The sequence below is a fragment of the Escherichia sp. E14V7 genome (genome assembly GCF_004212225.1).
In the GTDB taxonomy this organism is placed as follows: domain Bacteria; phylum Pseudomonadota; class Gammaproteobacteria; order Enterobacterales; family Enterobacteriaceae; genus Escherichia.
The window spans coordinates 192,244-218,559 of record NZ_RHJJ01000010.1 but is presented as its reverse complement, the minus strand read 5'-3'; the positions used below and the strand labels follow the sequence as shown (position 1 = coordinate 218,559).

Here is a 26,316-nt window from a genome sequence, read left to right as displayed (position 1 = left end):
CGCTTACAATAACCATTCAACGGGTAATATTGACGCCAGTCTGACCAAAACCCGCTTCCAGAAACTGGTTGCGGGTTCTTTTTTGAGAATAATTTCTTCCTTCCCGTGGCGATCGACCCAGTTAATCCGCCCCCACCGATCCAAACGCAACTGCCAGGCCGCATCATACTGACTCTGAATAAAGCGTTTATCGATCAGTTGCGCCAGCGTTTTATTCTCTATTACCAGGCCCATTTCAGTGTTGAGTAATGTAGAACGCGGGTCGAAATTGAATGAACCAATAAATACGGTTTTGCCATCGACACTGAAGGTCTTGGCATGCAGACTGGCACCGGAATTCCCGGTTATTCCGCGGTCGTGCAGTGTACCGGGTTGTTCCTGCGTCGGCTTCAGCTCATAGAGTTCCACGCCATAACGGAGCAATTTTTTGCGCCAGCGTGCGTAGCCAGCATGCACCACAGCGACATCATTGGCGGCAAGTGAGTTGGTTAAGATTGCTATCTTTACCCCTTTTCTTACCATTCGTAACAGTTGCGCTACACCTGCACGCGTCGGCACAAAATAGGAAGAGATAATATCAATCCGCTCGCCGGGTGACCCCATGATATCGAACAGATGCTGCGGCAGAAGGGAATGGCGTTTTGCTTTGCCCTCCCCTTTCGCAGGATCATCACTTAATAAACGCGTTTTTGCCCAAATAAGCGGTAACGACCCCTCAACGAGTTGATTCATAAAAGGGCTTGATTCCAGTTTATGCAAATAGCGATGCGTGATGCTGTCATTATGCCAGGATGCGGGTAGCTCAATACGATCAGCCATTTCACCTTCTGGCACATCCAGAACATGCTGCAAGGGTGAAACTGATTTGCAATACCAGTAGCGGGCGAAATCATCAGCGACGTCCTCAACAACCGGCCCCATTGCCATCACATCTAAATCTGAAAAAAGCGGTTCTTCTCCTGCTCCAAAATATGCATCGCCGATGTTTCTCCCCCCCACCAGAGTCACCACGCCATCGACGGTAAAACTCTTATTGTGCATACGTCGATTGAGACGGGAAAAATCGGTGATATAGCCAAGCGGACGCAATAAGCGAAATGAGAAAGGATTGAAAAGTCGAACTTCAATCCGCGGATGACTATCGAGCAAGCGTAAAATGTCATCAAGTCCGGGTGTATTGTTGTCATCAAGCAACAAACGAACGCGAACGCCACGCTTCGCGGCGGCTAACAGAGCGGAAAACAGTAACCGCCCCGACATATCGTCCTGCCAGATGTAATACTGAACATCCAGCGTATGTTCCGCCATTTCTGCCAGGCGATAACGTGCGGCAAACGCGTCCAGACCTTTATCAAGGGGGAAAATGCCGCACAGTCCTGGATGTTGCGAACACAAGGGCAACACCGCGCTCGCCAGCCGGGGCAAATCATTCATCTCCTTGTTGGGTAAGGAGTCTTTCGTAGAGATGGGCGTTTTCTTCATCATAACAGACAAAGTATACCTGCTCGGGTAAAGCGTGACGGGTAATAAATTCCGAAACGGTTTTTACTGCTATTTCGGCCGCTGCAGCGCGTGGGTATCCATAAACACCAGTACTAATGGCAGGGAAAGCTACCGATGTATAACTGTTCGCCGCCACCAGTCGCAGACTATTGAGATAGGCATCCTGTAATAGCTGATCTTCATTTTGTTCTCCGCCGCGCCACACTGGTCCAACAGTATGTACAACAGCTTTGGCGGGGAGATCGCCTGCGAGGGTAATTACTGCGTGTCCCGTAGGGCAGTCGCCCTGTTGTTGTCTGACTTTTAAACAAGCATCCAGCAGCGCCGGACCGGCAGCGCGATGTATAGCGCCATCGACGCCGCCTCCCCCCATCAACGATGGATTTGCCGCATTAACAATCACATCAACGGCCAGTTTGGTAATATCGCCCTGTACAACATGAATACGCGATTTCATAACGCCTCCTTACACCATCTTGTTTCTTAAGTGTACAGCAGGGTTTTTAGAGAAATCGCATTTTTCTTGTCGGCGACGTGAGTGGTTCAGAAACTTAGTTATATTCGATATTCATCACAGCCAGCTTTTTCTGCTCATCAAGATACTGCACTTTTACTGAGGCAATTTGCGCATTTTTAACTTTGCCGCTCATTAGCTCTTTGCTGGAATACGTTTTGCTCTGTACAGGACCATTTTGCATACAGGTCATTTCAACTGGCGCTTGTAGGGAGCTCACGTCACACGCCGGTTCCACAATTTGACCATAAAAATGAATCACGCCACCTTGCGCATTGCTTTCCGCTGTTGCAAAAAAAGGAAAAACCAGGCTGCCAAGCATAAGGGAGTTTAATAACGGTCTGAACATCTCTTCTATTTCCTCAATGATTAATCATCCTTGAGGGTGTGTTATCCATGCTTTCAGGTGGTCGATTCGTATCAGACCATTCTCTTCCGGCTCATTTTATGCTCAACTATCAATACATTAAGACTTTCCTGAAGAGGGCGGCCATTGTTGTGATAAATGAAGTGACTGTCCATCAGAAACAGTAACAACTATTTTCACCCGATCGTCCGGGGAAATATTTAAACTCAACTTCGTCAAGGCAATGGGTTGATTAGCGGGTAATGAAAGGGTCTTTTCTTGCTTCGTCTGACTTTGTCCCGAACTGCCTTCACGCAGAGATAATATTTGCACCCGGCACAAGCATGATTGCGTCAGAGTAACCTCAGGAATAATGGTGTACATGTCACCTTGTTGGGTTGTATTAAAGGTTATCTGGCTGGAAAGCGCCGCGAGAAGTAATAACGCGTTCATACTATTCTCCCGAAAAAAAACAGGGCTTGCGCCCTGTTTCTGTAATACAAATTCTGTATTAGTACTGATGAGCGGTCGCGTTGTTACCAAAGCCAACCTGAGTTACGTTGACACTGGAGTTAGATGCAGTCTGGTCAACTGCTGCACCGTTGCCGCCACCGAACTGTTTAACAGTCATTTCAGAGTTTTTACCGTTCCACTGATCCAGTGTCGCGCTGTTACCAAAGCCACGTTGGGTCAGTTCAATTGAGCTGTCATCAGAACCTTGTCCCACATCTGCGCCGTTACCGCCGCCGTGCTGGGTAATTGTCAGATCAGAGTTGCGGGCATCAGCCTGCAATGCAACAGCAGAGTTACCGCCACCGTATTGGTAAATATTCAGTTCTGAATTCGGGCCGCTGTTATTACCGCCACCACCGTGGTTGCCGCCGCCACCGCCGTACTGAGGAATAGAACCTGCCAGAGCGCTACCGGAGAATACGATTGCTGCAATTGCTGCTACTTTTAAAAGTTTCATGTAAAACCCCCATCGGATTGATTTAAAAGTCGAATGGAAATTAACGCTGTGTTACGCGAATAGCCATTTGCGACTGTCTCTGCACTACAATTGCCGTTTTTTGAGTACCATGCTGCGTAATATTTGCTTTATTACCAGAACCTTTCTGGATAATCATTGCAGTATTACCATATGCGCCCTGCGAAATACTGGCATCGTTGGCATTGCCCGCCTGATCAATATACGCAAGGTTATAATCTCCTGTCTGGTCAATCTTTGCCCGGTTGTTATTACCATCTTGCGAAACAACCGACAAAAGTTTAGAGCCTCCCTGCCGTAACTGTGCACTATTATTAGCACCAGCTTGACCAATTATGGCTGCCTGATTAAATGAAGACTTACTCAATTCATTTACCGCAAAGTTATACTCTGAATTAGCTAAATCATAACCTGCCGCGGCTGCAATCCCAGGCGCACCCAGTACTGTTAACATCATAAATAACAATCTGTTTTTCATGTTGTCACCCTGGACCTGGTCGTACATTTAAGAAATTTAAATCATTTCAACTTGGTTGTTAACGCAAACCGTTTTTTGTTAACGCTGCGTTACGATGGAAAGTATGTCTGCGGAAATATTTTTAATAACTCACCCGCGCGTTGTATTTTTCTTTTTTTACTCATGCCAAAGTATTAAAACTCGCGTAAATACGCTGTTATTTACGCAAAAATTATTTTGTTTACTTTTAAACCGTCGTTTTTTGGCCGCGAAAATTCGACAAACTATCTCTCCTCATGATTCACGAAGATTCTGTCGATATGTTTACCTGACAAGCCGTCACAAACATCGTTTTTTTGCAGCCAAAAATTGTCCATGAAGAGAATCTGAAAATGCAGACAATTTTAGCGCAACAAAAGGACCAGAGATAAATAAATTTTATAAAAACAATCATGTAGTTACGCGTATTTGTATGACTTTTCAAAATTGTGCAATAAAAGCCATATGTACAACTTTTCTATCATTAGCAAACTTAACAATCCCTTAATGTTAACAAATTTAATTACCAAATTACATTTTGTTACATGTTTAACACTTGATTTAAGATTTGTAATGGCTAGATTGAAATCAGATGTAATCCATTAGTTTTATTTTTTACCCATTTAGGGTTGATTTATTACTACACACAGCAGTGCAACATCTGTCAGTACTTCTGGTGCCTTTATTGAATAAAGGCAGCTGTCAGGTGTGCGATTAATAAAAAGAGCGGGGTTTCATCATGTTTAATGAAGTCCATAGTATTCATGGTCATACATTACTGTTAATCACTAAACCTTCCTTGCAAGCGACTGCGTTATTGCAGCATTTAAAACAATCGCTGGCAATCACAGGAAAACTACATAACATTCAACGTTCTCTGGACGATATATCTTCTGGCTGCATTATTCTGTTGGATATGATGGAAGCAGATAAAAAACTCATCCATTACTGGCAGGATACATTAAGCAGAAAACACAACAACATCAAAACACTGTTGTTAAATACTCCAGACGATTACCCGTACCGCGACATTGAAAACTGGCCTCATATCAACGGTGTTTTTTACGCCCTGGAGGATCAAGAACGCGTCATCAATGGGTTGCAAGGCGTCTTACGCGGGGAATGCTACTTTACGCAAAAACTTGCCAGCTATCTGATTACACATTCAGGTAACTATCGTTATAACAGCACGGAATCTGCCCTCCTAACTCATAGGGAAAAAGAGATCCTTAATAAACTGCGTATCGGCGCCTCCAATAACGAGATTGCTCGTTCGCTGTTCATCAGCGAAAATACGGTTAAAACGCATCTTTATAATCTTTTCAAGAAGATAGCAGTCAAAAACCGGACTCAAGCAGTCTCATGGGCAAACGATAACCTCAGGCGATAAAGCCATGAAACGTTATTTATGCTGGATTGTAGCAGCGAATATTTTCTTCGCTGCGGGGAATGTTCACGCCGTAGAGGTAGAAGTACCGGGATTGTTAACTGACCATACTGTTTCATCCATTGGACATGATTTTTATCGTGCCTTTAGTGATAAATGGGAAAGTAGCTATACCGGGAACTTGACGATTAATGAAAGGCCCAGTGCACGATGGGGAAGCTGGATCACCATAACGGTAAATCAGGACGTTATTTTCCAGACTTTTTTATTCCCATTGAAAAGAGACTTCGAGAAAACTGTTGTCTTTGCACTGGCACAAACTGAAGAAGCACTGAACCGTCGACAGATTAGTCAGGCTTTACTGAGTACGGGCGATTTAGCGCCTGATGAATTTTAAATTAAATTGTCCGGAGGCTGCAATGCGTGTCAAACATGCAGTAATTCTACTCATGCTAATTTCGCCAATAAGTTGGGCCGGGAATATGACCTTCCAGTTCCGCAATCCTAATTTTGGTGGCAACCCCAATAATGGCGCTTTTTTACTAAACAGCGCCCAGGCACAGAACTCGTATAAAGATCCAAGCTATGATGATGACTTTGGTATTGAAACGCCCTCGGCGTTAGATAACTTCACCCAGGCCATTCAGTCACAAATATTAGGTGGGCTGCTGACAAATATTAATACGGGTCAGCCAGGACGAATGGTGACTAACGAATATATCGTCGATATTGCCAACCGGGATGGTCAGCTGCAACTGAACGTAACCGATCGTAAAACGGGTCAAACGTCCACGATTCAGGTTTCGGGATTACAAAATAACTCAACCGATTTTTAAGCCCCAGCTTTGTAAGGAAAATAATATGCAGCGCTTATTTGTTTTGGTTGCAGTCATGTTGCTGAGTGGATGCTTAACAGCACCACCAAAAGAAGCCGCCAAGCCGACATTAATGCCTCGAGCTCAAAGCTACAAAGATTTAACCCATTTGCCTTCGCCAACGGGCAAAATCTTTGTCTCGGTATACAACATCCAGGATGAAACTGGACAATTTAAACCCTATCCGGCGAGTAACTTCTCCACCGCAGTTCCGCAAAGCGCGACCGCCATGTTGGTCACCGCATTGAAAGATTCGCGTTGGTTTGTACCACTGGAGCGTCAGGGCCTACAAAACTTACTGAACGAACGTAAGATTATTCGTGCGGCACAAGAAAACGGCACTGTTGCGCTCAATAACCGGATCCCGCTACAGTCGCTGACGGCAGCCAATATCATGGTTGAAGGGTCGATTATTGGTTATGAAAGTAATGTGAAATCGGGCGGTGCCGGGGCGAGATACTTCGGTATTGGCGCCGATACGCAGTACCAACTTGACCAAATCGCGGTGAACTTGCGTGTCGTTAATGTCAGCACCGGTGAAATCCTGTCATCAGTGAACACCAGTAAGACCATTCTTTCCTATGAAGTCCAGGCCGGCGTCTTCCGCTTTATCGACTACCAGCGGTTACTGGAAGGGGAAGTAGGATATACCTCGAACGAACCCGTTATGCTATGCCTGATGTCGGCGATTGAAACCGGTGTTATCTTCCTGATTAATGATGGTATCGACCGCGGTCTGTGGGATTTGCAGAATAAAGCAGATCTGCAGAATGACATTCTGGTGAAATACCGCCATCTGTCAGTACCGCCGGAATCCTGATCCATAAAAATGCCGGAGTATTAATCCGGCTTTTACATATTCAATGTAAAGCGTGATTCTCTCACGCTTTATTTTTTACTTGTTGCTCATGGTTAGCGGTCTTAGCACTGCGCGCCGCCAACCAAAGCCCACTGTTTTTCATCGCGTAACCAAACACCAGCCCAAGCGCCAGAGATGGCAATACCAGTTTCCAGTTTCCCTGCGCGGCAAACGTCGCACACGCACCGATAAATGTACCCGGAACAAATGACAGCAATAGCTGTTTGGCCTGAATACACATCAGGAAAGCGACAATGCCAGTCATGACATAGCCAACTATTTCCAGATGGGGTGCCAGCGCACTACCGTAAATAATGACCATTGCCCACACCACACCGCTAAGCAGCGTTGCAGCGGAGATCGCCAACCCTTTCAGGCCGCCTTGCGGACAGGCAAAGTAGGCCGTGCAGCCAAGGAAACCAGCCCAGCTGAGTAAACCAAGGGAAACGGCCACCCATCCCCAGATACCGGAGAGAATGCCCGTTGTGATTGCAATAGAGAGAAGTATGTTCATGCCGCGAATGATAGCAGAAAACGCGGCCATGAATGAGATCGAGCACACATTTTATGCAACGTAGCGTTTGATGTTGCATTCACTAGTGATCACGATCACACTTATTCTTCTTTTTCTTCCTCAAGTTCATCCCACATTGCGCCGATAGCATCGCGGGTCAGTGGTGCCATAGTGCGCCAGAACGGCGTGGTTGCATGGGCCTCAATTTTACCGAGAAATGCGCCACACCACGGCAACAGATACTCGCTGAACAACGTTTCCAGTGCTTCGCTTTCATCTTCCGTTGACTGATCTTCCAGCCAGGAAGCCGCAAGCAGTAACGTGCCGATGTGATCGGCTGGCGTATCAGCTAACGGCATCCCGCGTTCTGAAAGAAAAGCACGCACTTCCGCTTCCGTCGCGCCCTCAACCCAGGCACTGCGGTAAGGCGGTACTGCACATTCATCGCCGATAAACAGCGCATTGTAATCGGCAGATACTTGCGCCATATCACAACTTTTCTGCAAGCGTGCCAGCAACTCATCCTGCTCCAGAGGCCAGCTCGCTGCCAATTTTCCCTCACGAATCAGGGTAAACAGCGGAACCAGTAAAGGGTCCTGCGGTTGGCGGTAATAAAGTGACCCCAGTACACGACACAGGATAGAAAACTCGTTCATTTATTTATTTCCATAAAAGCAATTAAAGTTCAGCAAATTCCGCAATCGGCGCCATACCGCGGGATTCCAGGAAGTTGAGTAAACGGCGCGGTGAAACATTCAAAATGCGTTCTTCTGGAAAATCAACCGCGTCAAGAATTTTACGACACTCTTCAAAATCACCCATAGTAAACGCGGTATGAGAATCCGAGCCTAATGCCACCCAACCGCCAGCATCGCGCACCGCAGCGGCAACTGCACGGCAGTTATCTTCACTGCCTTTGCGCGAGTGTAGGAAGGACGAATTATTGATTTCCAGCGCGACCTGGTGTTTCGCGGCTGCTTCCGCAACTGCTTTGAAATCAATGGAATATTTCGGATTGCCCGGATGGCTTATTATGTGCACATTGCCGCTGGCGATAGTCGCGATCATCGCTTGCGTATTGGTCGCTTCATCATGTGGTGCAAAAACCGGTTCATGAAAACCAGCAATGATTAAATCCAGCGACTCAAACATTTTGCCGCTACAGTCAATTTCACCGTCAACATTTTTAATGTTGGCTTCAATGCCGCGCAGGATCCCTACCCCATCAACCACTCGTGGCCAAATACGCATATTAATGAAATGCCAGTGATGCGGCGCATCTTCCATATCCGGGCCGTGATCGGTAATTGCAAAAAGCTTGATTCCCTTCTGTTTAGCCTGGGCAATGTAGTCACTTAATGTGCTGTATGCATGCGTGCTGGCAACGGTATGCATATGTAGGTCGACGGGATACATAACTCTCTCCTGTATTCAATTCTTGCCAAGGATAGCAGGAATCCTGGCGCTTTATTAGTAGCCTCGAACTCGGTCGACTTGCCCGCTGACGGCCTCACCTCTTTCTAGCTGGGAAATGGTGCGCGAAATATACTCCACTGCTTCGACGGGGCGAGTAATAGCTGCCACATGTGGCGTTATCGTGACGCGTGGATGTTGCCAGAGCGGGCTTTCCGGCGGTAAAGGTTCACGATTAAAAACATCCAGCATGGCTCCTTTAATCTTGCCACTTTCCAGCGCCGCGAGCAGGTCATCTTCCACCACATGGACGCCACGCGCCAGATTAAGAAGATACGCGCCATCCGGTAATTGATTGAATAATTGTTGATTAATAATGCCGATCGTTTCGGGCGTATTCGGTAACAGATTAATCAGTACCCGGCATTGACTCAGAAATGCCTTCAGCTCTTCGCCTCCAGCAAAGCTTTGTACATCTGGCCAGGATTTACGACTGCGACTCCAGCAACGCAGCGGAAAGCGCCATGTTTGTAGACTCTGTGCGACTTTACTGCCCAACACGCCAGCGCCCAGGATGCCAATTGTAAAATCTTCCCGATGATATTCAGGCAGCGGTTGCCAGTGTGAAGCATTTTGCTGGATTCGATAATCGTCAAAACGTCGGAACCAATGTAGCACCTGGCTGACAGCATATTCCTGCATTTGCTCGCCCATACCGGTATCTTCCAGGCGGAAAAGCGGAATGGAGGGTTTAAGCATTTCAGGGTGTGCCTGTAGTTTACTCAATATAGAATCCACACCGGCGCCTAGTGCAAACACAGCTTTAAGATCGCGTCCTGCCAGCATTTCAACTGGAGGATGCCAGACTAACGCATAATCCGCGCCCTGGTTATCTCCGTTTTTCCAGGCTCTGACCCTGGCATGAGGTATCGCTTTACTCAGCGCCTCAATCCACCATTTTGAGTCAAAGGTTGGGTGATAAAAGATGATATCCATATTGGCTCCCGAAAAGAGTTGAGCGGAATTTATTCGCGCTTATTGTTATGATCTGCAAGGAACATCAGAATAGCAAATCTGCTGTCGGTGGCAAAAAAAGCGAAACTTGCTTATTTAAGCCGCAAATTGATTGAAGTTTGAATAAACGCACTTTTTTTTTTTAAAAGTTTGTTGACCCGAGGCGACTATTTCCCTAAATTAGCGCCCGTTCCAGCAAGACAGGAACAACAATTTGGTGAGGTGTCCGAGTGGCTGAAGGAGCACGCCTGGAAAGTGTGTATACGGCAACGTATCCGGGGTTCGAATCCCCGCCTCACCGCCATATTTTAAGAAGAGCTCGTACGAAAGTACGGGCTTTTTTTCGCATGTTGCACAGCCCGGCGGGGATGAGAAGCCCGGACCCGGGTTCGACAACTGGCGACAGCCAGTTGGACAGACCGTGAACGCAGTGAACGGGCTGCCCGCAGGGCGAGCGAAGCGAGTCAATCCCCGCCTCACCGCCATATTTTAAGAAGAGCTCGTACGAAAGTACGGGCTTTTTTTTCGCATATTGCACAGCCCGGCGGGGATGAGAAGCCCGGCCCCGGGTTCGACAACTGGCGACAGCCAGTTGGACAGACCGTGAACACAGTGAACGGGCTGCCCGCAGGGCGAGCGAAGCGAGTCAATCCCCGCCTCACCGCCATATTTTAAGAAGAGCTCGTACGAAAGTACGGGCTTTTTTTTCGCATGTTGCACAGCCCGGCGGGGATGAGAAGCCCGGACCCGGGTTCGACAACTGGCGCCAGCCAGTTGGACAGACCGCGAACGCAGTGAACGGGCTGCCCGCAGGGCGACGAGGAATTTCCCAAAATAGTCTCCTGTTGCGTTCAGAAAGGATGAGGTAAGTGATACCTTGTTTTGTAAAATCATTTTTGCATTAGATAATACCGAAATAATATTTATTATTTACCAAGGCAAAAGCTGAATATAAATGTACAAAGTGATTCAATTCTAACTATTGTGGGTAAATGGATGGGAGTATCCTTTAATAACAGACAGCATGACTATGCTCTTCTGAAGCGAGCACAAGACAAAAGAGTTTCCGATATTGCTTTAGGAACTCTTGATACAAAAGATCCTGATGCTGATACTCACCTGCTTCTTGTTGAAGCAAAATAAATCTTAACTCTTACGAAACAGGTTGGCATTCAGGCACTCCAGACTCGCATATGTTCATGATCTACAAACAAAGACTCAAGATGTCATATCTGCGATGAATTCTACATATTCTAAAATGGAGGATAAAGCATGAACTTAACTGAAATTTCAAAAGAAATTGAAAAATTAAAATACCATATAAGTATCCTTGGTGACATAATCGATTATCATAATCATCCCGTGGAGTCATTAACTATTTCAATGGATTGGAATGAAAGAAACATTAATCGTACACATGATATATTTGAAAAATACGATGAAAAATTAAGCAACAATGAAAAATTAAAATGGTATGAATTTGAAAACGACTTAAAAGATGAACTCGATATTGAATACCAAATGGTAAAACAAGTTATTCTTGCTTTTTACAAAAACCATCAGTGGACAGATGTTTGTTATCAATATGCGCTGAGTTTTGGCCCCAACATACCTGCCGAGTTTTACCAAATTATTCGCCACAATAACTGATTGTTTATCTGGTAGTAGGCTAAATCTATTACCAGATAAATGCATTTGTTCATAATCATTTATTTATCCACTAATCTATCGCACAAACTGATATGGAATTGATTCGGGCGATGATGTAGTAAATTATATACGATATTAATAATAATCTCATGCATTAATATCAATTAGTATAGTTTTCATAGTAAATCAATTTAAGGATAGAACCATGTATAATACAAAGCGGATTGCCTGGCGTGCATATAAAAAAGGGTATCATACAGGGGAGAGTATAAAATGGTTTTCATATTTTCACTCAATTCTTACTGGAGCCTGCTTTACCTTTTTTATTGGGCTTTTTAGTGTCCCCCCTGTTAATATCTCCAATAGTTTTCCGCTGTGGTGGGCTACGTTAGGTTTCGCAATATCAACATTACTGAACACAGGCTTCTCATTATTTTACATATTCGCAAGTGGCGAAAGGGAATTCATTTTTGAACTACACTCATATAGTAAAGTCGGTAACTTATTGATTATTACCTCATTAGCACTACCAGTAATTTCATTTATCATGTTACTCTTTTATTACTCCACACATATTGGCGTAATTATTTTATTTGTCACCGCCATCATTTTATTGATAATAAAAAGAATGTTTTCAGAGATAAAATCAACGAAGGATAAAATAGAAAAGAAAAAGTTATGGTCAATTGAAAACGAAAAGTTTGCTGATTATGATACAATATGTGAACATTATGACTTTCCAATTTTCACACCAGAAGAACAAACCCAGAGAAATATTGAGTTTTATTTCCTTATCAAAATAAATAAAATTATTAAAAATTTTCAAGACAGCAACCCTCAAATCGACAACATGGATAATATTGATTTTTTCAATAACGAATTACTCAGCATTATTCATGAAATGTATAACAGCAGAAATTTCCACCCGGGAATTTTATCAAAAAAAACAAAGGAATTGATTTTATTAACCATGACCGACAACAATGAATTAAACAAGGAAAAAATCGCAGAAGAGCTGACAAAACTGAATGAATATATTGAGAACAGACTTTATAATTTAAAATAGCTATCCTGCATTGCAACTAAACCGGCTGTAAGTAGTTTTAGATAAATTTGCACTCTGGGCCATACACATCAAAAACAAAGCCCGGTTAGCCCGGGCTCTGCGCTTGTAATACGCTTAACTATAGGCATGTAGCGTACGTTGGCAAAGAGCCGAACGTACGCAATCATTTTTGCCGAACCGGACGATCCCGACCATTTCATCTTCTTCGAAACGTTCCAGCGCGTCACTTAATCCAGAGCGCACGCCGCGAGGCAGATCGCATTGCGTGATATCACCATTGACGATAACCGTTACGTTTTCCCCGAGGCGGGTTAAAAACATTTTCATTTGCGCGGCAGTCACATTCTGCGCCTCGTCAAGAATGACAACTGCATTTTCAAAGGTACGTCCACGCATATAGGCGAACGGCGCGATTTCCACCTTCCCTATTTCCGGTCGCAGGCAATACTGCATAAAGGAAGCCCCCAGGCGCCGGACCAGCACGTCATAGACCGGACGAAAATAGGGAGCAAACTTTTCTGCGATATCCCCAGGTAAGAAGCCAAGATCTTCATCGGCTTGCAAAACTGGACGGGTGACGATGATCCTGTCGACATCCTTATGTATCAGGGCCTCTGCCGCTTTTGCCGCACTGATCCAGGTTTTACCGCACCCGGCTTCGCCCGTAGCGAATATCAGCTGCTTACTCTCAATAGCCTTCAGATAGTGCAATTGCGCTTCATTTCGCGCCACGATTGGCGAAGTATCGCGACTGTCGCGGGCCATACCAATGGCTTCTACGCCGCTCATCTGCACAAGCGAGGTGACCGATTCTTCTTCACGCTGTTTATGGCTGCGTGAATCCCGTCTCAGCACACGTTTCGCTTCGCGACGAGCTTTGATCACTGCTTTTTGTCTTCCCATGGAGAGCACCTTGAGTTGTTTGTATTCATCACACGCGCCGTTGGCAGCGCGATTATGCGCACGAACATCAGAGGGTTGGCTTCCTTGTAAGCCATAGTTTGCTTTTGGAAATAACACCGAAAACGGCTACGCGCACCGTTCACGGCGTCGGTAACACGAGAAAAGGGAGGAAGTGAGTAAAAATACAGAGTGACGAAGTTGCTACCGGAGGAGAAATCTCCGCGTTTGGTCGAGCGTTGATTGTCAAAAACATGTCCAGTACAGGACGTTACCATCCGCGATCTCCATAGTGACTGACTATCACTGCCGGGAACTACCGCTGTTACTTAATAAGTACAACAGTTTTCGCATTCATTGCAACAATATATTTACTTATATTTAACCATAAAGCACCATTTCAGTGACATTAGTTTCTACTGGAAAGATGACAGAGTGATGACAGTGATGAAAAAAGCTGTGTGCTTTCAGCAGGATTCGCTTCAGGCATCTGCGCACGAACGCCGGATGCGGCGAACGCCTTATCCGACCTACCGAGCCAGCACCGATTGTAGGCCTGATAAGATGCGCAAGCGTCGCATCAGGCATCAGTGCACGAACGCCGGATGCGGCGTAAACGCCTTATCCGCCTAAAAACATTAAACCTGCAATAGCGCCCTTCCCAGGTAATCATTCGCGTTCTTCACTCCCGGTAGCGCAAAAAAATAACCGCCGCCGATAGGTTTGACGTATTCCTCCAGCGCTTCGCCATTGAGCCTTTTTTGTACTGTCAGGAAGCCCTTTTCCAGATCGTGTTGGTAGCAGACAAACAATAACCCCATATCCAGTTGCCCGGAGTTGGTGACGCCCAACGAATAACTGTAGCCACGACGCAGCATCAGACTGGACTCACTCTCCGCCGTGCGGGGATTCGCCAGACGAATATGGCTGTCCAGCGCAATCACCTTCCCTTCCGGATCGCTGGCGTAATCCGGCACATCGTGCTCATGCTTCATCCCCAGCGGCGCACCGGTTTGCTTATCACGACCAAAAATCGTCTGCTGTTCTTTCAGCGGCGTTCTGTCCCAAAATTCCACCCGAAACTGAATCAAGCGCACCGCCTGGTAGCTGCCGCCGATAGCCCACGCAGGTTCCTGCTGATCTGCCGTGACCCACACCACTTTTTGCATCAACTTATCATTCTGGCTGTCGGGATTGGCAGTGCCGTCTTTAAAGCCCAGCAAATTTATCGGCGTCTCTTTGCCTTTACTACGCGCCGCGTGATCGGAAATAAACCCTTCCCGCTTCCAGCGCACACTGAGCAAATCCGGCGTGTGTTTGATGATATCGCGCAGCGCATGGATCACCGTGTCCTGGGTGTTGGCGCAAATTTGTAGCAACACATCACCATGACATAACGCCGCATCCAGCGAATCGTTAGGGAAACGCGTCATCTTCTGCAACTTTTTCGGCATCTGTGGCGCAAGGCCAAAGCGCTCATCAAACAATGAGTGGCCCACCGATAACGTGATGGTGAGATTATCGGGCGCAATGTAGCCGCCAAGAATGCCAGAATCGAGTGGCGGCAGGCGCGGATTTGACGTTTCTGGTGCCACTCCGCCCTGAGTCAGAAAAGCAAAACGCTGAGTCAACAAGCGAAACAGCCGTTCAAGATCGGCTTTATCACTGGCAAGCACATCAAATGCCACCAGCATCATTGCGGCCTGTTGTGGCGTCAGGATCCCTGCCTGATGCTCACCATAAAACGGCTGTTTCTCATTGCGTGCATCCGGTGAAAGCGTACCCGGCGCACTTTGCGTTTTTTGTGCATGAGCGACCGGACAACTTCCCGCCAGCGCCAGTGCACCAATCCCTTTCAGTAAACGTCGGCGTGACGGTTCATTCACACCGTTTTCATCTTCATACTGCATAACGCTTAGTCCAGCCCCAGCACACCGCGAAGTTGCGCCAGATCTTCCGCCAGCGCAGTAATCGGCCCTTTCAGTGCATTCCGGTCGGCATCGGTCAGTTTGTCGTAGGTTTCAAAACCGTCTTTGGTACGGTATTTCGCCAGAATGGTATCGACCTTTTTGAAGTTAGCATCGACTTTTGCCAGCAGCTCCGGGTTGGCTTTTTGTAGTTGTGGACGCAGCAGATCGACAATTTTCTGCGAGCCTTCAACGTTAGCCTGGAAATCCCACAGATCGGTGTGGCTATAGCGATCTTCTTCACCGCTGATTTTGCTGGCTGCCACTTCCTCAATCAGTCCGGCTGCGCCGCCGACCACTTTTGAAGGTGGGAAAGCCAGTTCACTGATGCGTTTTTGCAAATCGACCACATCGGTATAAAGCTGGTCAGCGTACTGATCCATTCCTTTGGTGGTGTTGTCGCCAAACAATGCTTTTTCCAGACGGTGGAAACCAGTGAATTTCGGATCGGCGGCTTTTTGCTCGTAATCATCTTCACGGGCGTCAATGCTGCCATCCAGATCGGAGAACAGTTCAGCAATCGGTTCAATGCGCTCATAGTGCTGGCGCGTTGGCGCATACAGTGCTTTCGCTTTTTCGATATCGCCTGCTTTGATGGCGTCGGTAAATGCTTTGGTGTCAGTCACCAGCTGCGTGGTTTCCGTCATGACATACGCTTTATATGCAGTAATTGCACCACCAAGACTTAACAGCGCATCACTTTGCGCCGCATCCGCCGTTGCCTCACCTTTGACGATTAACTTCCCTTTCGGGTTAGTCAGCAGGCCGCAGGTCATATCGTATTCGCCAGGCTGTAAATTCGCCGTCATTTTCTGGCTAAAGCCAGGGGCGATATTTTCCCGCTCTTCCACCACCATCACGCCTTTAAGGATCTCCCACTCCAGCGCCTTCTGGCTGTGGTTCTGAATGATAAATTGCGTTTTCCCGGCGTTAACCGTAATGGACATCGGTTCGCACTGCTTGTCTGTCACGGTCACTTTGACTTGCGGTACATCAGCGGCGTTAGCCATAAAAGCAGAAGAAAACAGCGCAGCCACGCTCAACTGCAATGCGTTACGGCGGAAGTTAATGGTCATGACGAGACTATCCCTTTAAAGTATGTTGTAACTAAGCAAGAGTTTGCGTCGTATTTGTTACGCAGAGCGAGACGCTGTCGCCCCTGCACGTGGCGGCAGAGCAAATGCCACCAGCGCCGGGATGAGATAAATAAACCAGACGGCGACTTCGCTGACGCTCGGCGCTTCCTGATAGCCAAAAATCCCTTCCATCAGCGTGCCAAACAGCGAGTGAGTTGAGAGCACCGCGCTCATATCGAAGGCGATTTCCTGAAAGTGGTTCCACAGGCCAGCTTCATGAAATGCGCGAATGGCACCAGCTGCCAGCCCTGCGGCGACGAAGAGAATAAACAGGCTGGTCCATTTGAAAAATGCGCCGAGATTCAGACGAATACCGCCCCAGTAGAGCAGGAATCCGAGCACCACAGCTGTAGCAAGACCGAGCATTGCACCCAGCGGCGGCCAGATCCCGACATCTTGTTGAAATGCCGCCAGCAGGAAAAAGACCGACTCCAGCCCTTCCCTTGCAACGGCAAAAAAGACCATCATCACCAGCGCCCAGCCATGATGATTTCCACGCTGCAATGCGCTATCGACTGCCTGTTCCAGTTGCACTTTGACGTTGCGCGACACTTTACGCATCCAGAAAACCATCCAGGTAAGGATCACCACGGCGATCACCGCCACGATACCTTCAAACAGTTCCTGTTCTTTTTGCGGAAATTCGCCGGTAGTTTCATTAATGAAAATACCCAAGCCCAGGCACAACGCAGCGGCAAGCAACACGCCAATCCACATCACACCAATCCACCGGCCTCGCTGGGTACGCTTAAGATAGCTGGCAATCAAACTGACAATCAGCGCGGCTTCAAGTCCTTCGCGCAACATAATGAGAAACGGAACAAACATGCCACCACCCTTAAACGTTTTTCTGAGTCAATCTATGCAAAGAAAAGTAAATCGCAGTGATAGCGATTATCATTACGGCGAGGAAAAACACAAGCAGAATGTAGTAATAGTGATGAGAAAATGTAAAATTTTTTTGAGAGAAAACACAGAGGGCAATCACCGATTGCCCTCTGCTTGCTTCCCATTATAACGTGGGATTTTCGTTAAAACGCCTTCCCTTAGCTTTCCTGCAACCGTGACGGCGGCGCTGAATGATAGTGCGCATCTGCTTCAGCAAAGCGTTTTTGCATCGCCGCTGACGGCGCTTTACCCAGCAAACTGAACACCACAATCCCGATACTGCCGAAGATAAAGCCCGGAATAATTTCGTACAGACCCAGCCAGCCGAACTGCTTCCAGACGATAACCGTCAGCGCACCGATGATCATCCCCGCCAGCGCACCGTTGCGCGTCATGCGTGACCACATCACCGAGAACAGCACCACCGGACCAAACGCCGCGCCAAAGCCTGCCCACGCGTAGCTCACTAAGCCCAGCACGCGGTTTTCCGGGTTTGCCGCCAGCGCAATCGCCACCAGCGCCACTACCAGCACCATCACACGCCCTACCCACACCAGTTCTTTCTGGCTGGCATGTTTACGCAGAAACGCTTTGTACAAATCTTCAGTAATCGCACTGGAACATACCAGCAACTGGCAGCTTAAGGTTGACATCACCGCCGCCAGAATCGCCGACAGCAGAATCCCGGCAATCCACGGGTTAAACAGAATTTGCGCCAGTTCGATAAACACACGCTCGGCGTTCTGATTTACCGCACCAGCCAACGCCGGATGATCGTTAAAGTAAGCAATCCCAAAGAAGCCAACAGCCACCGCCCCTGCCAGGCAGAGGATCATCCAGGTCATACTGATACGACGCGCATGGACAATACTATGGTGAGAATCCGCCGCCATAAAACGCGCCAGAATGTGCGGCTGACCGAAGTAACCTAGCCCCCAGCCCATCAGCGAGATAATGGCAACAAAGTTCAGCCCTTTGAGCATATCCACGTTTTCGATGCTCTTTTGTTTGATCACTTCCAGCGAGTCGCCAAAGCCACCGACACTGATAATGACGATAACCGGCGTCAGGATCAGGGCAAAAATCATCAGGCTGGCCTGTACAGTGTCAGTCCAGCTCACCGCGAGGAAACCGCCAATAAAGGTGTAAAGGATCGTCGCCGCAGCTCCTGCCCACAGAGCCGTTTCGTAGCTCATGCCAAAGGTACTTTCAAACAGACGCGCGCCTGCCACAATGCCCGAAGCGCAATAAATGGTGAAGAACAGCAAAATAACCAGCGCGGAGATAATGCGCAAAATGCGGCTTTTATCTTCAAAGCGCCCGGTGAAATAATCCGGCAGAGTTAAGGCGTTATTATTGTATTCGGTATGAACACGCAACCGCCCGGCCACCAGCTTCCAGTTAATCCACGCGCCTAATGTCAGACCAATGGCGATCCAGCTTTCGGAAATCCCGGAAAGAAAAACCGCGCCCGGCAACCCCATTAACAGCCAGCCGCTCATATCCGACGCACCCGCCGATAATGCCGTCACGAATGGCCCAAGGCTACGACCGCCCAGAATATAATCGTCAAAGTTTTTCGTTGATCGCCAGGCGATAAACCCAATCAATATCATGCCAAAGATATAGACACAAAATGTCACCAACATCGGTGTGCTAATAGCCATCTAAAGTCTCCAAAAATTATTATCGGCAATGTCGAAACTTGCCGTTATATCTGCCACCGGAACGGGGTAACAGAGTTTATGTTTTACCAGGGCGACCGTATCCTGCCGGAAGTGCTGGTTATTCACAATCGATTTAACACATCATTTACATCAAATTTTATTGCCCAGCGATACTATTTTTCATCAGGTTGCACTTCCTCACATTTTTTACGGTTGCACCTTTCAAAAATGTTAACTGCCGCAGAGAAAAAGTCTGCGTTACTTTTTTAATCCCTGTCATATCGATTTCTTTTATTAACATTTCATTCATTTTTAAGCTTGCTACGTAAGTCACATTTAACGCGGTTGCACAAAGTTGCAACATGATAGATATTTCACGATAACGTTAAGTTGCACTTTTCAGAACAACAGGAGTAATGGCATGGGAACCACCACCATGGGGGTTAAGCTGGACGACGCGACGCGTGAGCGTATTAAGTCAGCCGCGACACGTATCGATCGCACACCGCACTGGTTAATTAAGCAGGCGATTTTTTCTTATCTTGAACAACTGGAAAATAGCGATACCTTGCCGGAGCTACCTGCGCTGCTTTCTGGCGCGGCCAATGAGAGCGATGAAGCACCGACTCCGGCAGAGGAACCACACCAGCCATTCCTCGACTTTGCCGAGCAAATTTTGCCCCAGTCGGTTTCCCGCGCCGCTATCACCGCCGCGTATCGCCGCCCGGAAACTGAAGCGGTTTCTATGCTGCTGGAACAAGCTCGCCTGCCGCAGCCGATTGCCGAACAGGCGCACAAACTGGCGTATCAACTGGCCGATAAACTGCGTAATCAAAAAAACGCCAGTGGTCGCGCAGGTATGGTTCAGGGATTATTGCAGGAGTTTTCGCTGTCATCGCAGGAAGGCGTGGCGCTGATGTGTCTGGCAGAAGCGTTGTTGCGTATTCCCGACAAAGCCACCCGGGATGCGTTAATTCGCGACAAAATCAGCAACGGTAACTGGCAGTCACACATTGGTCGTAGCCCGTCTTTGTTTGTTAATGCCGCCACCTGGGGGCTGCTGTTTACCGGCAAACTGGTTTCTACCCATAACGAAGCCAGCCTCTCCCGCTCGCTGAATCGCATTATCGGTAAAAGCGGTGAACCGCTGATCCGCAAAGGTGTGGATATGGCGATGCGCCTGATGGGCGAGCAGTTCGTCACGGGTGAGACCATCGCGGAAGCGTTAGCCAATGCCCGCAAGCTGGAAGAAAAAGGTTTCCGTTACTCCTACGATATGCTGGGCGAAGCCGCGCTGACTGCCGCAGACGCACAGGCGTATATGGTTTCCTATCAGCAGGCGATTCACGCCATTGGTAAAGCATCCAATGGTCGTGGCATCTATGAAGGTCCGGGCATTTCAATCAAGCTGTCGGCGCTGCATCCGCGCTACAGCCGCGCCCAGTATGACCGGGTAATGGAAGAGCTGTACCCACGTCTGAAATCACTCACCCTGCTGGCGCGTCAATACGATATTGGTATTAACATTGATGCCGAAGAGGCCGATCGTCTGGAGATTTCCCTCGATCTGCTGGAAAAACTCTGTTTCGAGCCGGAACTGGCAGGCTGGAACGGCATCGGTTTTGTTATTCAGGCTTATCAAAAACGCTGCCCACTGGTGATTGATTACCTGGTTGATCTCGCCACCCGCAGCCGTCGCCGTCTGATGATTCGCCTGGTGAAAGGCGCGTACTGGGATAGTGAAATCAAGCGTGCGCAGATGGACGGCCTTGAAGGCTATCCGGTTTATACCCGCAAGGTGTATACCGACGTTTCATATCTCGCCTGTGCGAAAAAGCTGCTGGCGGTACCGAATCTAATCTACCCGCAGTTCGCGACGCACAACGCCCATACGCTGGCAGCGATTTATCAACTGGCAGGTCAAAACTACTATCCGGGTCAGTACGAGTTCCAGTGCCTGCATGGTATGGGCGAGCCACTGTATGAGCAGGTCACCGGGAAAGTTGCCGACGGCAAACTTAACCGTCCGTGTCGTATTTATGCCCCGGTTGGCACACATGAAACGCTGCTGGCGTATCTGGTGCGCCGCCTGCTGGAAAACGGTGCTAACACCTCGTTTGTTAACCGTATTGCCGACACCTCTTTGCCACTGGATGAACTGGTCGCCGATCCGGTCACTGCTGTAGAAAAACTGGCGCAACAGGAAGGGCAAACGGGATTACCACATCCGAAAATTCCCCTGCCGCGCGATCTTTACGGTCAGGGGCGCGACAACTCGGCAGGGCTGGATCTCGCCAATGAACACCGTCTGGCCTCGCTCTCTTCTGCCCTGCTCAATAGTGCACTGCAAAAATGGCAGGCCTTGCCAATGCTGGAACAACCGGTCACGGCTGGTGAGATGTCGCCCGTTATTAACCCTGCGGAACCGAAAGATATTGTGGGCTATGTGCGTGAAGCCACGCCGCGTGAAGTAGAACTGGCGCTGGAAAGTGCGGTTAATAACGCGCCAATCTGGTTTGCCACTCCTCCGGCTGAACGCGCGGCAATTTTGCATCGCGCTGCCGTGCTAATGGAAAGCCAGATGCAGCAACTGATTGGTATTCTGGTGCGTGAAGCCGGAAAAACCTTCAGTAACGCCATCGCCGAAGTGCGCGAAGCGGTCGATTTTCTCCACTACTACGCAGGACAGGTGCGGGATGATTTCGCTAACGAAACCCACCGTCCATTAGGGACTGTGGTGTGTATCAGTCCGTGGAACTTCCCGTTGGCTATTTTCACCGGGCAGATCGCCGCCGCACTGGCGGCAGGTAACAGCGTGCTGGCAAAACCGGCAGAACAAACGCCGCTGATTGCCGCGCAAGGGATCGCCATTTTGCTGGAAGCGGGTGTACCGCCAGGCGTGGTGCAATTGCTGCCAGGTCGGGGTGAAACCGTGGGCGCGCAACTGACGGGTGATGATCGCGTGCGCGGGGTGATGTTTACCGGTTCAACCGAAGTCGCTACGTTACTGCAACGCAATATCGCCAGCCGCCTGGACGCTCAGGGTCGCCCTATTCCGCTCATCGCTGAAACCGGCGGCATGAACGCGATGATTGTCGATTCCTCCGCCCTGACCGAACAAGTAGTAATAGACGTACTGGCCTCGGCGTTCGACAGTGCAGGTCAGCGTTGTTCGGCACTGCGTGTGCTGTGCCTGCAAGATGAGATTGCCGACCACACGTTGAAAATGCTGCGCGGCGCAATGGCCGAATGCCGGATGGGTAATCCGGGTCGCCTGACCACCGATATCGGTCCGGTGATTGATAGCGAAGCGAAAGCCAATATTGAGCGCCATATTCAGACCATGCGTAGCAAAGGCCGTCCGGTGTTCCAGGCGGTGCGGGAAAACAGCGAAGATGCCCGCGAATGGCAAAGCGGCACCTTTGTCGCGCCGACGCTTATCGAACTGGATGACTTTGCCGAATTGCAAAAAGAGGTCTTTGGTCCGGTGCTGCATGTGGTGCGTTACAACCGTAACCAGCTGCCGGAGCTGATCGAGCAGATTAACGCTTCCGGTTATGGCCTGACGCTTGGCGTTCATACGCGCATTGATGAAACCATCGCCCAGGTCACTGGCTCGGCGCATGTCGGTAACCTGTACGTTAACCGTAATATGGTGGGTGCAGTGGTTGGTGTGCAGCCGTTCGGCGGCGAAGGGTTGTCCGGTACCGGGCCGAAAGCTGGCGGTCCGCTCTATCTCTACCGTCTGCTGGCGAATCGCCCGGAAAGTGCGCTGGCAGTAACGCTCGCGCGTCAGGATGCAGAGTATCCGGTCGATGCGCAGTTGAAAGCCGCATTGACTCAGCCGCTAAATGCACTGCGGGAATGGGCAGCAAATCGTCCAGAATTGCAGGCGTTATGTATGCAATATGGCGAGCTGGCGCAGGCAGGAACACAACGATTGCTGCCAGGGCCGACGGGTGAACGTAACACCTGGACGCTGCTGCCGCGTGAGCGCGTGTTGTGTATTGCGGATGATGAGCAGGATGCGCTGACTCAGCTCGCCGCCGTGCTGGCGGTGGGCAGCCAGGTACTGTGGCCGGATGACGCGCTGCATCGTCAGTTAGTGAAGGCATTGCCATCGGCAGTCAGCGAACGTATTCAACTGGCGAAAGCGGAAAATATAGCCGCTCAACCGTTTGATGCGGTGATCTTCCACGGTGATTCGGATCAGCTTCGCGCATTGTGTGAAGCGGTTGCCGCGCGGGATGGCGCAATTGTTTCGGTGCAGGGTTTTGCCCGTGGCGAAAGCAATATCCTGCTGGAGCGGCTGTATATCGAACGTTCGCTGAGTGTGAATACCGCTGCCGCTGGCGGTAACGCCAGTTTAATGACGATCGGTTAAACAGGTAGCCGGAGGATGTTACAACCTCCTCCGGCATCTTTAACGTGGTCGAATCCCCTCAATAATAATCCGCTGCACGTTTTCAACCGTTTGATTGAAAAATACCTCATCGCGCAACGTCGCACCTGTCACCGCCTCCACCTGAGGGGCGAAATCGGCGTAATGTTGAGTGGAGGCCCAAATCATAAAAATCAAATGCTGCGGGTCAATCGGCGCGAGTTTGCCGCTTTTGACCCAACCGGCAATCAGCGCCGATTTCTCATCAATTAATGCCTTCAAATCGCCCGTCAGTTCATCCATTAACAGCGGTGCACCTGCCAACATTTCCATACAGAACAGGCGCGAAGCCTGCGGATAATCGCGGGAAACTTCCAGCTTCAGACGGATGTACTCTTTGATCGCCGCCAGCGGGGCGAAATCTTCACGAAACGCTTTTAACGGTGCCAGCCAGATATCGAGAATCTGCCGCAGCACGGCAATATACAGCGCCTCTTTTGACGGAAAGTAATACAGCAGATTGGTTTTTGAAACACCCGCCAACTCTGCGATCTGCTCCAGCCGTGTGCCGTGAAAACCGAATTGCGAAAAAGTGTCCAGTGCCGCGCTAAGAATCGCTTTTTTCTTCGCGCTTACTGCGCGCGAACGTTTACCCGTTGTTTTCACTGCGCCTTGCGTCATGCGCTCTCCCCTCTTGTAGATTGGCAACAGGATAGCAAAACCCCCGCCCGGCCTCGACCTTCTGCACTCTCATCGCGCACAGATGCATGTTTTATGTGCAACTGTTTTGACCGTTTAGTCCACTTTTTACCAGATATTTTAGATAACGCAATGTTAACACATTAATAACATTAACTTTTTAAAAACTGGCATCCGCTTTGCAAACAAGCCATTACGCGGCTGAAAAGGATATGCAGGATGCAGCGCCCCGTCTGACTTTCACTTTACGAGACGAAGAGAGGTTGATGATGAAAATTGGCGTATTTGTACCTATTGGCAACAACGGCTGGCTCATTTCGACCCACGCGCCGCAGTACATGCCGACCTTTGAACTGAATAAAGCCATTGTGCAAAAAGCGGAGCACTACCATTTCGATTTCGCCCTGTCGATGATCAAACTGCGTGGTTTTGGCGGCAAAACTGAGTTCTGGGATCACAACCTTGAGTCGTTCACCTTGATGGCGGGGTTGGCGGCCGTGACCTCGCGCATTCAGATTTACGCCACTGCTGCCACCTTAACGTTACCTCCGGCAATCGTCGCCCGTATGGCCGCAACCATCGACTCCATCTCTGGCGGGCGTTTTGGCGTCAACCTCGTGACTGGCTGGCAAAAGCCCGAGTATGAGCAGATGGGTATCTGGCCTGGCGATGACTATTTCTCCCGTCGTTACGACTATCTCACCGAATATGTTCAGGTGCTGCGCGACCTGTGGGGCACGGGGAAAAGCGATTTTAAAGGCGATTTTTTCACCATGAATGATTGTCGCGTCAGTCCGCAACCGAGTGTCCCCATGAAAGTGATCTGCGCCGGGCAAAGCGACGCTGGCATGGCGTTCTCCGCTCAGTATGCCGATTTCAACTTCTGTTTCGGCAAAGGCGTAAATACCCCCACGGCTTTCGCCCCGACCGCTGCGCGGATGAAACAGGCCGCAGAGCAAACCGGGCGCGACGTTGGCTCTTATGTGTTGTTTATGGTGATTGCCGATGAAACCGACGATGCCGCTCGCGCCAAATGGGAACACTACAAAGCGGGCGCAGATGAAGAGGCGTTAAGCTGGCTAACCGAACAAAGTCAGAAAGATACCCGCTCCGGTACTGACACCAACGTCCGTCAGATGGCCGATCCCACTTCGGCGGTAAACATCAATATGGGGACGTTAGTCGGTTCTTACGCCAGTGTCGCGCGCATGTTAGATGAAGTCGCAAGCGTGCCTGGTACCGAAGGCGTGCTGTTGACCTTCGATGATTTTCTGTCGGGAATCGAAACCTTCGGCGAGCGCATTCAACCACTGATGCAGTGCCGCGCCCATCTCCCTGCGCTTACACAGGAGGTGGCATGATGACAACCTTAACCGCTCGACCGGAAGCCATTACCTTCGATCCGCAGCAAAGTGCGCTGATCGTGGTGGATATGCAAAACGCCTATGCCACGCCAGGCGGCTATTTAGATCTCGCCGGGTTTGATGTCTCAACCACTCGCCCGGTCATTGCCAACATTCAAACCGCCGTGACCGCAGCGCGAGCGGCAGGGATGTTGATCATCTGGTTTCAAAATGGCTGGGATGAACAGTATGTCGAGGCTGGCGGCCCCGGCTCACCGAATTTTCATAAATCGAACGCCCTGAAAACCATGCGTAAGCAGCCGCAGCTGCAAGGGAAATTGCTGGCGAAAGGCTCCTGGGATTATCAACTGGTGGATGAACTGGTGCCGCAGCCTGGCGATATCGTGCTGCCGAAGCCGCGCTACAGCGGATTCTTCAATACGCCGCTGGACAGCATTTTGCGCAGCCGCGGAATACGCCATCTGGTTTTCACCGGCATCGCTACCAACGTCTGCGTCGAATCGACGCTACGCGACGGCTTTTTTCTGGAGTATTTCGGCGTGGTGCTGGAAGACGCAACACACCAGGCGGGGCCAGAATTTGCGCAGAAAGCCGCATTGTTCAATATCGAAACCTTTTTTGGCTGGGTCAGCGACGTCGAAACGTTCTGCGACGCGCTTTCTCCCACGTCCTTTGCTCGTATCGCTTAA

The 26,316-nt window shown here is 49.1% G+C and carries 26 protein-coding genes and 1 tRNA gene; 10 read left to right on the top strand and 17 right to left on the bottom strand.

Annotated elements, in window-relative coordinates:
* Positions 1 to 3: 3 nt before the first annotated feature.
* From clsC to csgB, 6 genes are all read right to left on the bottom strand, one after another.
* Positions 4 to 1,485 carry a cardiolipin synthase ClsC gene (gene clsC / locus D9741_RS12190; RefSeq protein WP_130215854.1) on the bottom strand — a complete coding sequence of 494 codons (1,482 nt, stop codon included), beginning with the start codon at positions 1,483 to 1,485 and terminating at the stop codon, positions 4 to 6.
* Entirely contained in the window at positions 1,427 to 1,960 is a 534-nt protein-coding gene (ymdB, locus tag D9741_RS12185; protein ID WP_064528503.1) for an O-acetyl-ADP-ribose deacetylase, read from the bottom strand. Before ymdB ends, clsC begins: the two co-directional genes overlap by 59 nt.
* A 94-nt stretch (positions 1,961 to 2,054) precedes the next feature.
* Positions 2,055 to 2,366 carry a type 1 fimbrial protein gene (locus tag D9741_RS12180; protein ID WP_130205471.1) on the bottom strand — a complete coding sequence of 104 codons (312 nt, stop codon included), beginning with the start codon at positions 2,364 to 2,366 and terminating at the stop codon, positions 2,055 to 2,057.
* A 117-nt stretch (positions 2,367 to 2,483) separates the two neighbouring features.
* Positions 2,484 to 2,816, bottom strand: coding sequence for a curli assembly chaperone CsgC (gene csgC / locus D9741_RS12175; protein WP_000992819.1), 333 nt, complete (start codon positions 2,814 to 2,816; stop codon positions 2,484 to 2,486).
* Between the two features lie 58 nt (positions 2,817 to 2,874).
* Complete coding sequence (gene csgA / locus D9741_RS12170; protein ID WP_000771421.1) at positions 2,875 to 3,333, bottom strand: curli major subunit CsgA; 459 nt, start codon at positions 3,331 to 3,333, stop codon at positions 2,875 to 2,877.
* A gap of 40 nt (positions 3,334 to 3,373) precedes the next feature.
* The gene (gene csgB / locus D9741_RS12165) at positions 3,374 to 3,829 is read right to left on the bottom strand and encodes a curli minor subunit CsgB (RefSeq protein ID WP_130215852.1); all 456 of its coding nucleotides are present in this window, start codon (positions 3,827 to 3,829) and stop codon (positions 3,374 to 3,376) included.
* Between the two features lie 757 nt (positions 3,830 to 4,586).
* Here csgB and csgD point away from each other — a divergent pair.
* The 4 genes from csgD to csgG are packed head-to-tail and all read left to right on the top strand — an operon-like array spanning position 4,587 to position 6,929.
* The gene (csgD, locus tag D9741_RS12160) at positions 4,587 to 5,237 is read left to right on the top strand and encodes a biofilm master transcriptional regulator CsgD (protein ID WP_064528493.1); all 651 of its coding nucleotides are present in this window, start codon (positions 4,587 to 4,589) and stop codon (positions 5,235 to 5,237) included.
* A 4-nt stretch (positions 5,238 to 5,241) separates the two neighbouring features.
* A complete protein-coding gene (gene csgE, locus D9741_RS12155) occupies positions 5,242 to 5,631 on the top strand; it encodes a curli production assembly/transport protein CsgE (protein WP_130205465.1) in 390 nt (129 codons plus the stop codon).
* Between the two features lie 22 nt (positions 5,632 to 5,653).
* Positions 5,654 to 6,070 carry a curli production assembly/transport protein CsgF gene (csgF, locus tag D9741_RS12150; RefSeq protein WP_064528489.1) on the top strand — a complete coding sequence of 139 codons (417 nt, stop codon included), beginning with the start codon at positions 5,654 to 5,656 and terminating at the stop codon, positions 6,068 to 6,070.
* Positions 6,071 to 6,095: 25 nt separating this feature from the next.
* Positions 6,096 to 6,929 (top strand): curli production assembly/transport protein CsgG, encoded by an 834-nt coding sequence (gene csgG / locus D9741_RS12145; RefSeq protein WP_130205462.1) that lies wholly within the window; start codon positions 6,096 to 6,098, stop codon positions 6,927 to 6,929.
* Between the two features lie 61 nt (positions 6,930 to 6,990).
* On the opposite strand, the gene D9741_RS12140 is transcribed toward csgG, so the two are convergent.
* The 4 genes from D9741_RS12140 to ghrA form a co-directional block, all read right to left on the bottom strand.
* Positions 6,991 to 7,482, bottom strand: a complete 492-nt coding sequence (locus D9741_RS12140; protein WP_130205460.1) for a DUF1097 domain-containing protein — start codon at positions 7,480 to 7,482, stop codon at positions 6,991 to 6,993.
* A gap of 101 nt (positions 7,483 to 7,583) precedes the next feature.
* Positions 7,584 to 8,138 (bottom strand): molecular chaperone YcdY, encoded by a 555-nt coding sequence (ycdY, locus tag D9741_RS12135; RefSeq protein WP_130205458.1) that lies wholly within the window; start codon positions 8,136 to 8,138, stop codon positions 7,584 to 7,586.
* 22 nt (positions 8,139 to 8,160) lie between these two features.
* Entirely contained in the window at positions 8,161 to 8,898 is a 738-nt protein-coding gene (gene ycdX, locus D9741_RS12130) for a zinc-binding phosphatase (RefSeq protein ID WP_130205456.1), read from the bottom strand.
* A 54-nt stretch (positions 8,899 to 8,952) separates the two neighbouring features.
* Entirely contained in the window at positions 8,953 to 9,891 is a 939-nt protein-coding gene (gene ghrA / locus D9741_RS12125; RefSeq protein WP_130215849.1) for a glyoxylate/hydroxypyruvate reductase GhrA, read from the bottom strand.
* Between the two features lie 234 nt (positions 9,892 to 10,125).
* Between ghrA and D9741_RS12120 the strand changes: the two genes are divergently transcribed.
* The 3 genes from D9741_RS12120 (at position 10,126) to D9741_RS12110 (ending at position 12,625) form a co-directional block, all read left to right on the top strand.
* Positions 10,126 to 10,213 (top strand) — tRNA-Ser (locus D9741_RS12120).
* 968 nt (positions 10,214 to 11,181) lie between these two features.
* Complete coding sequence (locus tag D9741_RS12115) at positions 11,182 to 11,559, top strand: DUF1878 family protein (RefSeq protein WP_130215847.1); 378 nt, start codon at positions 11,182 to 11,184, stop codon at positions 11,557 to 11,559.
* A gap of 205 nt (positions 11,560 to 11,764) precedes the next feature.
* Positions 11,765 to 12,625 (top strand): hypothetical protein, encoded by an 861-nt coding sequence (locus D9741_RS12110; RefSeq protein ID WP_130215845.1) that lies wholly within the window; start codon positions 11,765 to 11,767, stop codon positions 12,623 to 12,625.
* 114 nt (positions 12,626 to 12,739) lie between these two features.
* On the opposite strand, the gene phoH is transcribed toward D9741_RS12110, so the two are convergent.
* The 6 genes from phoH to D9741_RS23360 form a co-directional block, all read right to left on the bottom strand.
* Positions 12,740 to 13,528, bottom strand: a complete 789-nt coding sequence (gene phoH / locus D9741_RS12105; RefSeq protein ID WP_167850467.1) for a phosphate starvation-inducible protein PhoH — start codon at positions 13,526 to 13,528, stop codon at positions 12,740 to 12,742.
* Positions 13,529 to 14,163: 635 nt separating this feature from the next.
* Complete coding sequence (gene efeB / locus D9741_RS12100; protein WP_130215843.1) at positions 14,164 to 15,435, bottom strand: iron uptake transporter deferrochelatase/peroxidase subunit; 1,272 nt, start codon at positions 15,433 to 15,435, stop codon at positions 14,164 to 14,166.
* Positions 15,436 to 15,440: 5 nt separating this feature from the next.
* On the bottom strand, positions 15,441 to 16,568 hold the full coding sequence (gene efeO / locus D9741_RS12095; protein WP_130215841.1) for an iron uptake system protein EfeO: 1,128 nt from the start codon (positions 16,566 to 16,568) through the stop codon (positions 15,441 to 15,443).
* Between the two features lie 57 nt (positions 16,569 to 16,625).
* Positions 16,626 to 17,456 (bottom strand): iron uptake transporter permease EfeU, encoded by an 831-nt coding sequence (gene efeU, locus D9741_RS12090; protein WP_000497942.1) that lies wholly within the window; start codon positions 17,454 to 17,456, stop codon positions 16,626 to 16,628.
* A 218-nt stretch (positions 17,457 to 17,674) separates the two neighbouring features.
* Complete coding sequence (gene putP / locus D9741_RS12085; protein WP_001018479.1) at positions 17,675 to 19,183, bottom strand: sodium/proline symporter PutP; 1,509 nt, start codon at positions 19,181 to 19,183, stop codon at positions 17,675 to 17,677.
* A gap of 157 nt (positions 19,184 to 19,340) precedes the next feature.
* A complete protein-coding gene (locus D9741_RS23360; RefSeq protein ID WP_135381141.1) occupies positions 19,341 to 19,547 on the bottom strand; it encodes a hypothetical protein in 207 nt (68 codons plus the stop codon).
* 57 nt (positions 19,548 to 19,604) lie between these two features.
* Here D9741_RS23360 and putA point away from each other — a divergent pair, with 57 nt between their 5' ends.
* Positions 19,605 to 23,567 carry a trifunctional transcriptional regulator/proline dehydrogenase/L-glutamate gamma-semialdehyde dehydrogenase gene (putA, locus tag D9741_RS12080; protein ID WP_130215839.1) on the top strand — a complete coding sequence of 1,321 codons (3,963 nt, stop codon included), beginning with the start codon at positions 19,605 to 19,607 and terminating at the stop codon, positions 23,565 to 23,567.
* Positions 23,568 to 23,606: 39 nt separating this feature from the next.
* Here putA and rutR read toward each other — a convergent pair whose 3' ends face one another.
* Entirely contained in the window at positions 23,607 to 24,245 is a 639-nt protein-coding gene (rutR, locus tag D9741_RS12075; protein ID WP_000191701.1) for an HTH-type transcriptional regulator RutR, read from the bottom strand.
* 287 nt (positions 24,246 to 24,532) lie between these two features.
* Between rutR and rutA the strand changes: the two genes are divergently transcribed.
* Together rutA and rutB are read left to right on the top strand one after the other, a co-directional pair.
* Positions 24,533 to 25,624 carry a pyrimidine utilization protein A gene (rutA, locus tag D9741_RS12070; protein ID WP_001602169.1) on the top strand — a complete coding sequence of 364 codons (1,092 nt, stop codon included), beginning with the start codon at positions 24,533 to 24,535 and terminating at the stop codon, positions 25,622 to 25,624.
* Positions 25,624 to 26,316: a peroxyureidoacrylate/ureidoacrylate amidohydrolase RutB gene (gene rutB / locus D9741_RS12065; protein ID WP_001307708.1), complete on the top strand. Its 693-nt coding sequence runs from the start codon at positions 25,624 to 25,626 to the stop codon at positions 26,314 to 26,316. Before rutA ends, rutB begins: the two co-directional genes overlap by 1 nt.

Coding starts and splice junctions, on each gene's coding strand:
- clsC (WP_130215854.1), bottom strand. CDS start 1,485: ATGATGAAGAAAACGCCCATCTCTACGAAAGACTCCTTACCCAACAAG.
- ymdB (WP_064528503.1), bottom strand. CDS start 1,960: ATGAAATCGCGTATTCATGTTGTACAGGGCGATATTACCAAACTGGCC.
- D9741_RS12180 (WP_130205471.1), bottom strand. CDS start 2,366: ATGTTCAGACCGTTATTAAACTCCCTTATGCTTGGCAGCCTGGTTTTT.
- csgC (WP_000992819.1), bottom strand. CDS start 2,816: ATGAACGCGTTATTACTTCTCGCGGCGCTTTCCAGCCAGATAACCTTT.
- csgA (WP_000771421.1), bottom strand. CDS start 3,333: ATGAAACTTTTAAAAGTAGCAGCAATTGCAGCAATCGTATTCTCCGGT.
- csgB (WP_130215852.1), bottom strand. CDS start 3,829: ATGAAAAACAGATTGTTATTTATGATGTTAACAGTACTGGGTGCGCCT.
- csgD (WP_064528493.1), top strand. CDS start 4,587: ATGTTTAATGAAGTCCATAGTATTCATGGTCATACATTACTGTTAATC.
- csgE (WP_130205465.1), top strand. CDS start 5,242: ATGAAACGTTATTTATGCTGGATTGTAGCAGCGAATATTTTCTTCGCT.
- csgF (WP_064528489.1), top strand. CDS start 5,654: ATGCGTGTCAAACATGCAGTAATTCTACTCATGCTAATTTCGCCAATA.
- csgG (WP_130205462.1), top strand. CDS start 6,096: ATGCAGCGCTTATTTGTTTTGGTTGCAGTCATGTTGCTGAGTGGATGC.
- D9741_RS12140 (WP_130205460.1), bottom strand. CDS start 7,482: ATGAACATACTTCTCTCTATTGCAATCACAACGGGCATTCTCTCCGGT.
- ycdY (WP_130205458.1), bottom strand. CDS start 8,138: ATGAACGAGTTTTCTATCCTGTGTCGTGTACTGGGGTCACTTTATTAC.
- ycdX (WP_130205456.1), bottom strand. CDS start 8,898: ATGTATCCCGTCGACCTACATATGCATACCGTTGCCAGCACGCATGCA.
- ghrA (WP_130215849.1), bottom strand. CDS start 9,891: ATGGATATCATCTTTTATCACCCAACCTTTGACTCAAAATGGTGGATT.
- D9741_RS12115 (WP_130215847.1), top strand. CDS start 11,182: ATGAACTTAACTGAAATTTCAAAAGAAATTGAAAAATTAAAATACCAT.
- D9741_RS12110 (WP_130215845.1), top strand. CDS start 11,765: ATGTATAATACAAAGCGGATTGCCTGGCGTGCATATAAAAAAGGGTAT.
- phoH (WP_167850467.1), bottom strand. CDS start 13,528: ATGGGAAGACAAAAAGCAGTGATCAAAGCTCGTCGCGAAGCGAAACGT.
- efeB (WP_130215843.1), bottom strand. CDS start 15,435: ATGCAGTATGAAGATGAAAACGGTGTGAATGAACCGTCACGCCGACGT.
- efeO (WP_130215841.1), bottom strand. CDS start 16,568: ATGACCATTAACTTCCGCCGTAACGCATTGCAGTTGAGCGTGGCTGCG.
- efeU (WP_000497942.1), bottom strand. CDS start 17,456: ATGTTTGTTCCGTTTCTCATTATGTTGCGCGAAGGACTTGAAGCCGCG.
- putP (WP_001018479.1), bottom strand. CDS start 19,183: ATGGCTATTAGCACACCGATGTTGGTGACATTTTGTGTCTATATCTTT.
- D9741_RS23360 (WP_135381141.1), bottom strand. CDS start 19,547: ATGTTGCAACTTTGTGCAACCGCGTTAAATGTGACTTACGTAGCAAGC.
- putA (WP_130215839.1), top strand. CDS start 19,605: ATGGGAACCACCACCATGGGGGTTAAGCTGGACGACGCGACGCGTGAG.
- rutR (WP_000191701.1), bottom strand. CDS start 24,245: ATGACGCAAGGCGCAGTGAAAACAACGGGTAAACGTTCGCGCGCAGTA.
- rutA (WP_001602169.1), top strand. CDS start 24,533: ATGAAAATTGGCGTATTTGTACCTATTGGCAACAACGGCTGGCTCATT.
- rutB (WP_001307708.1), top strand. CDS start 25,624: ATGACAACCTTAACCGCTCGACCGGAAGCCATTACCTTCGATCCGCAG.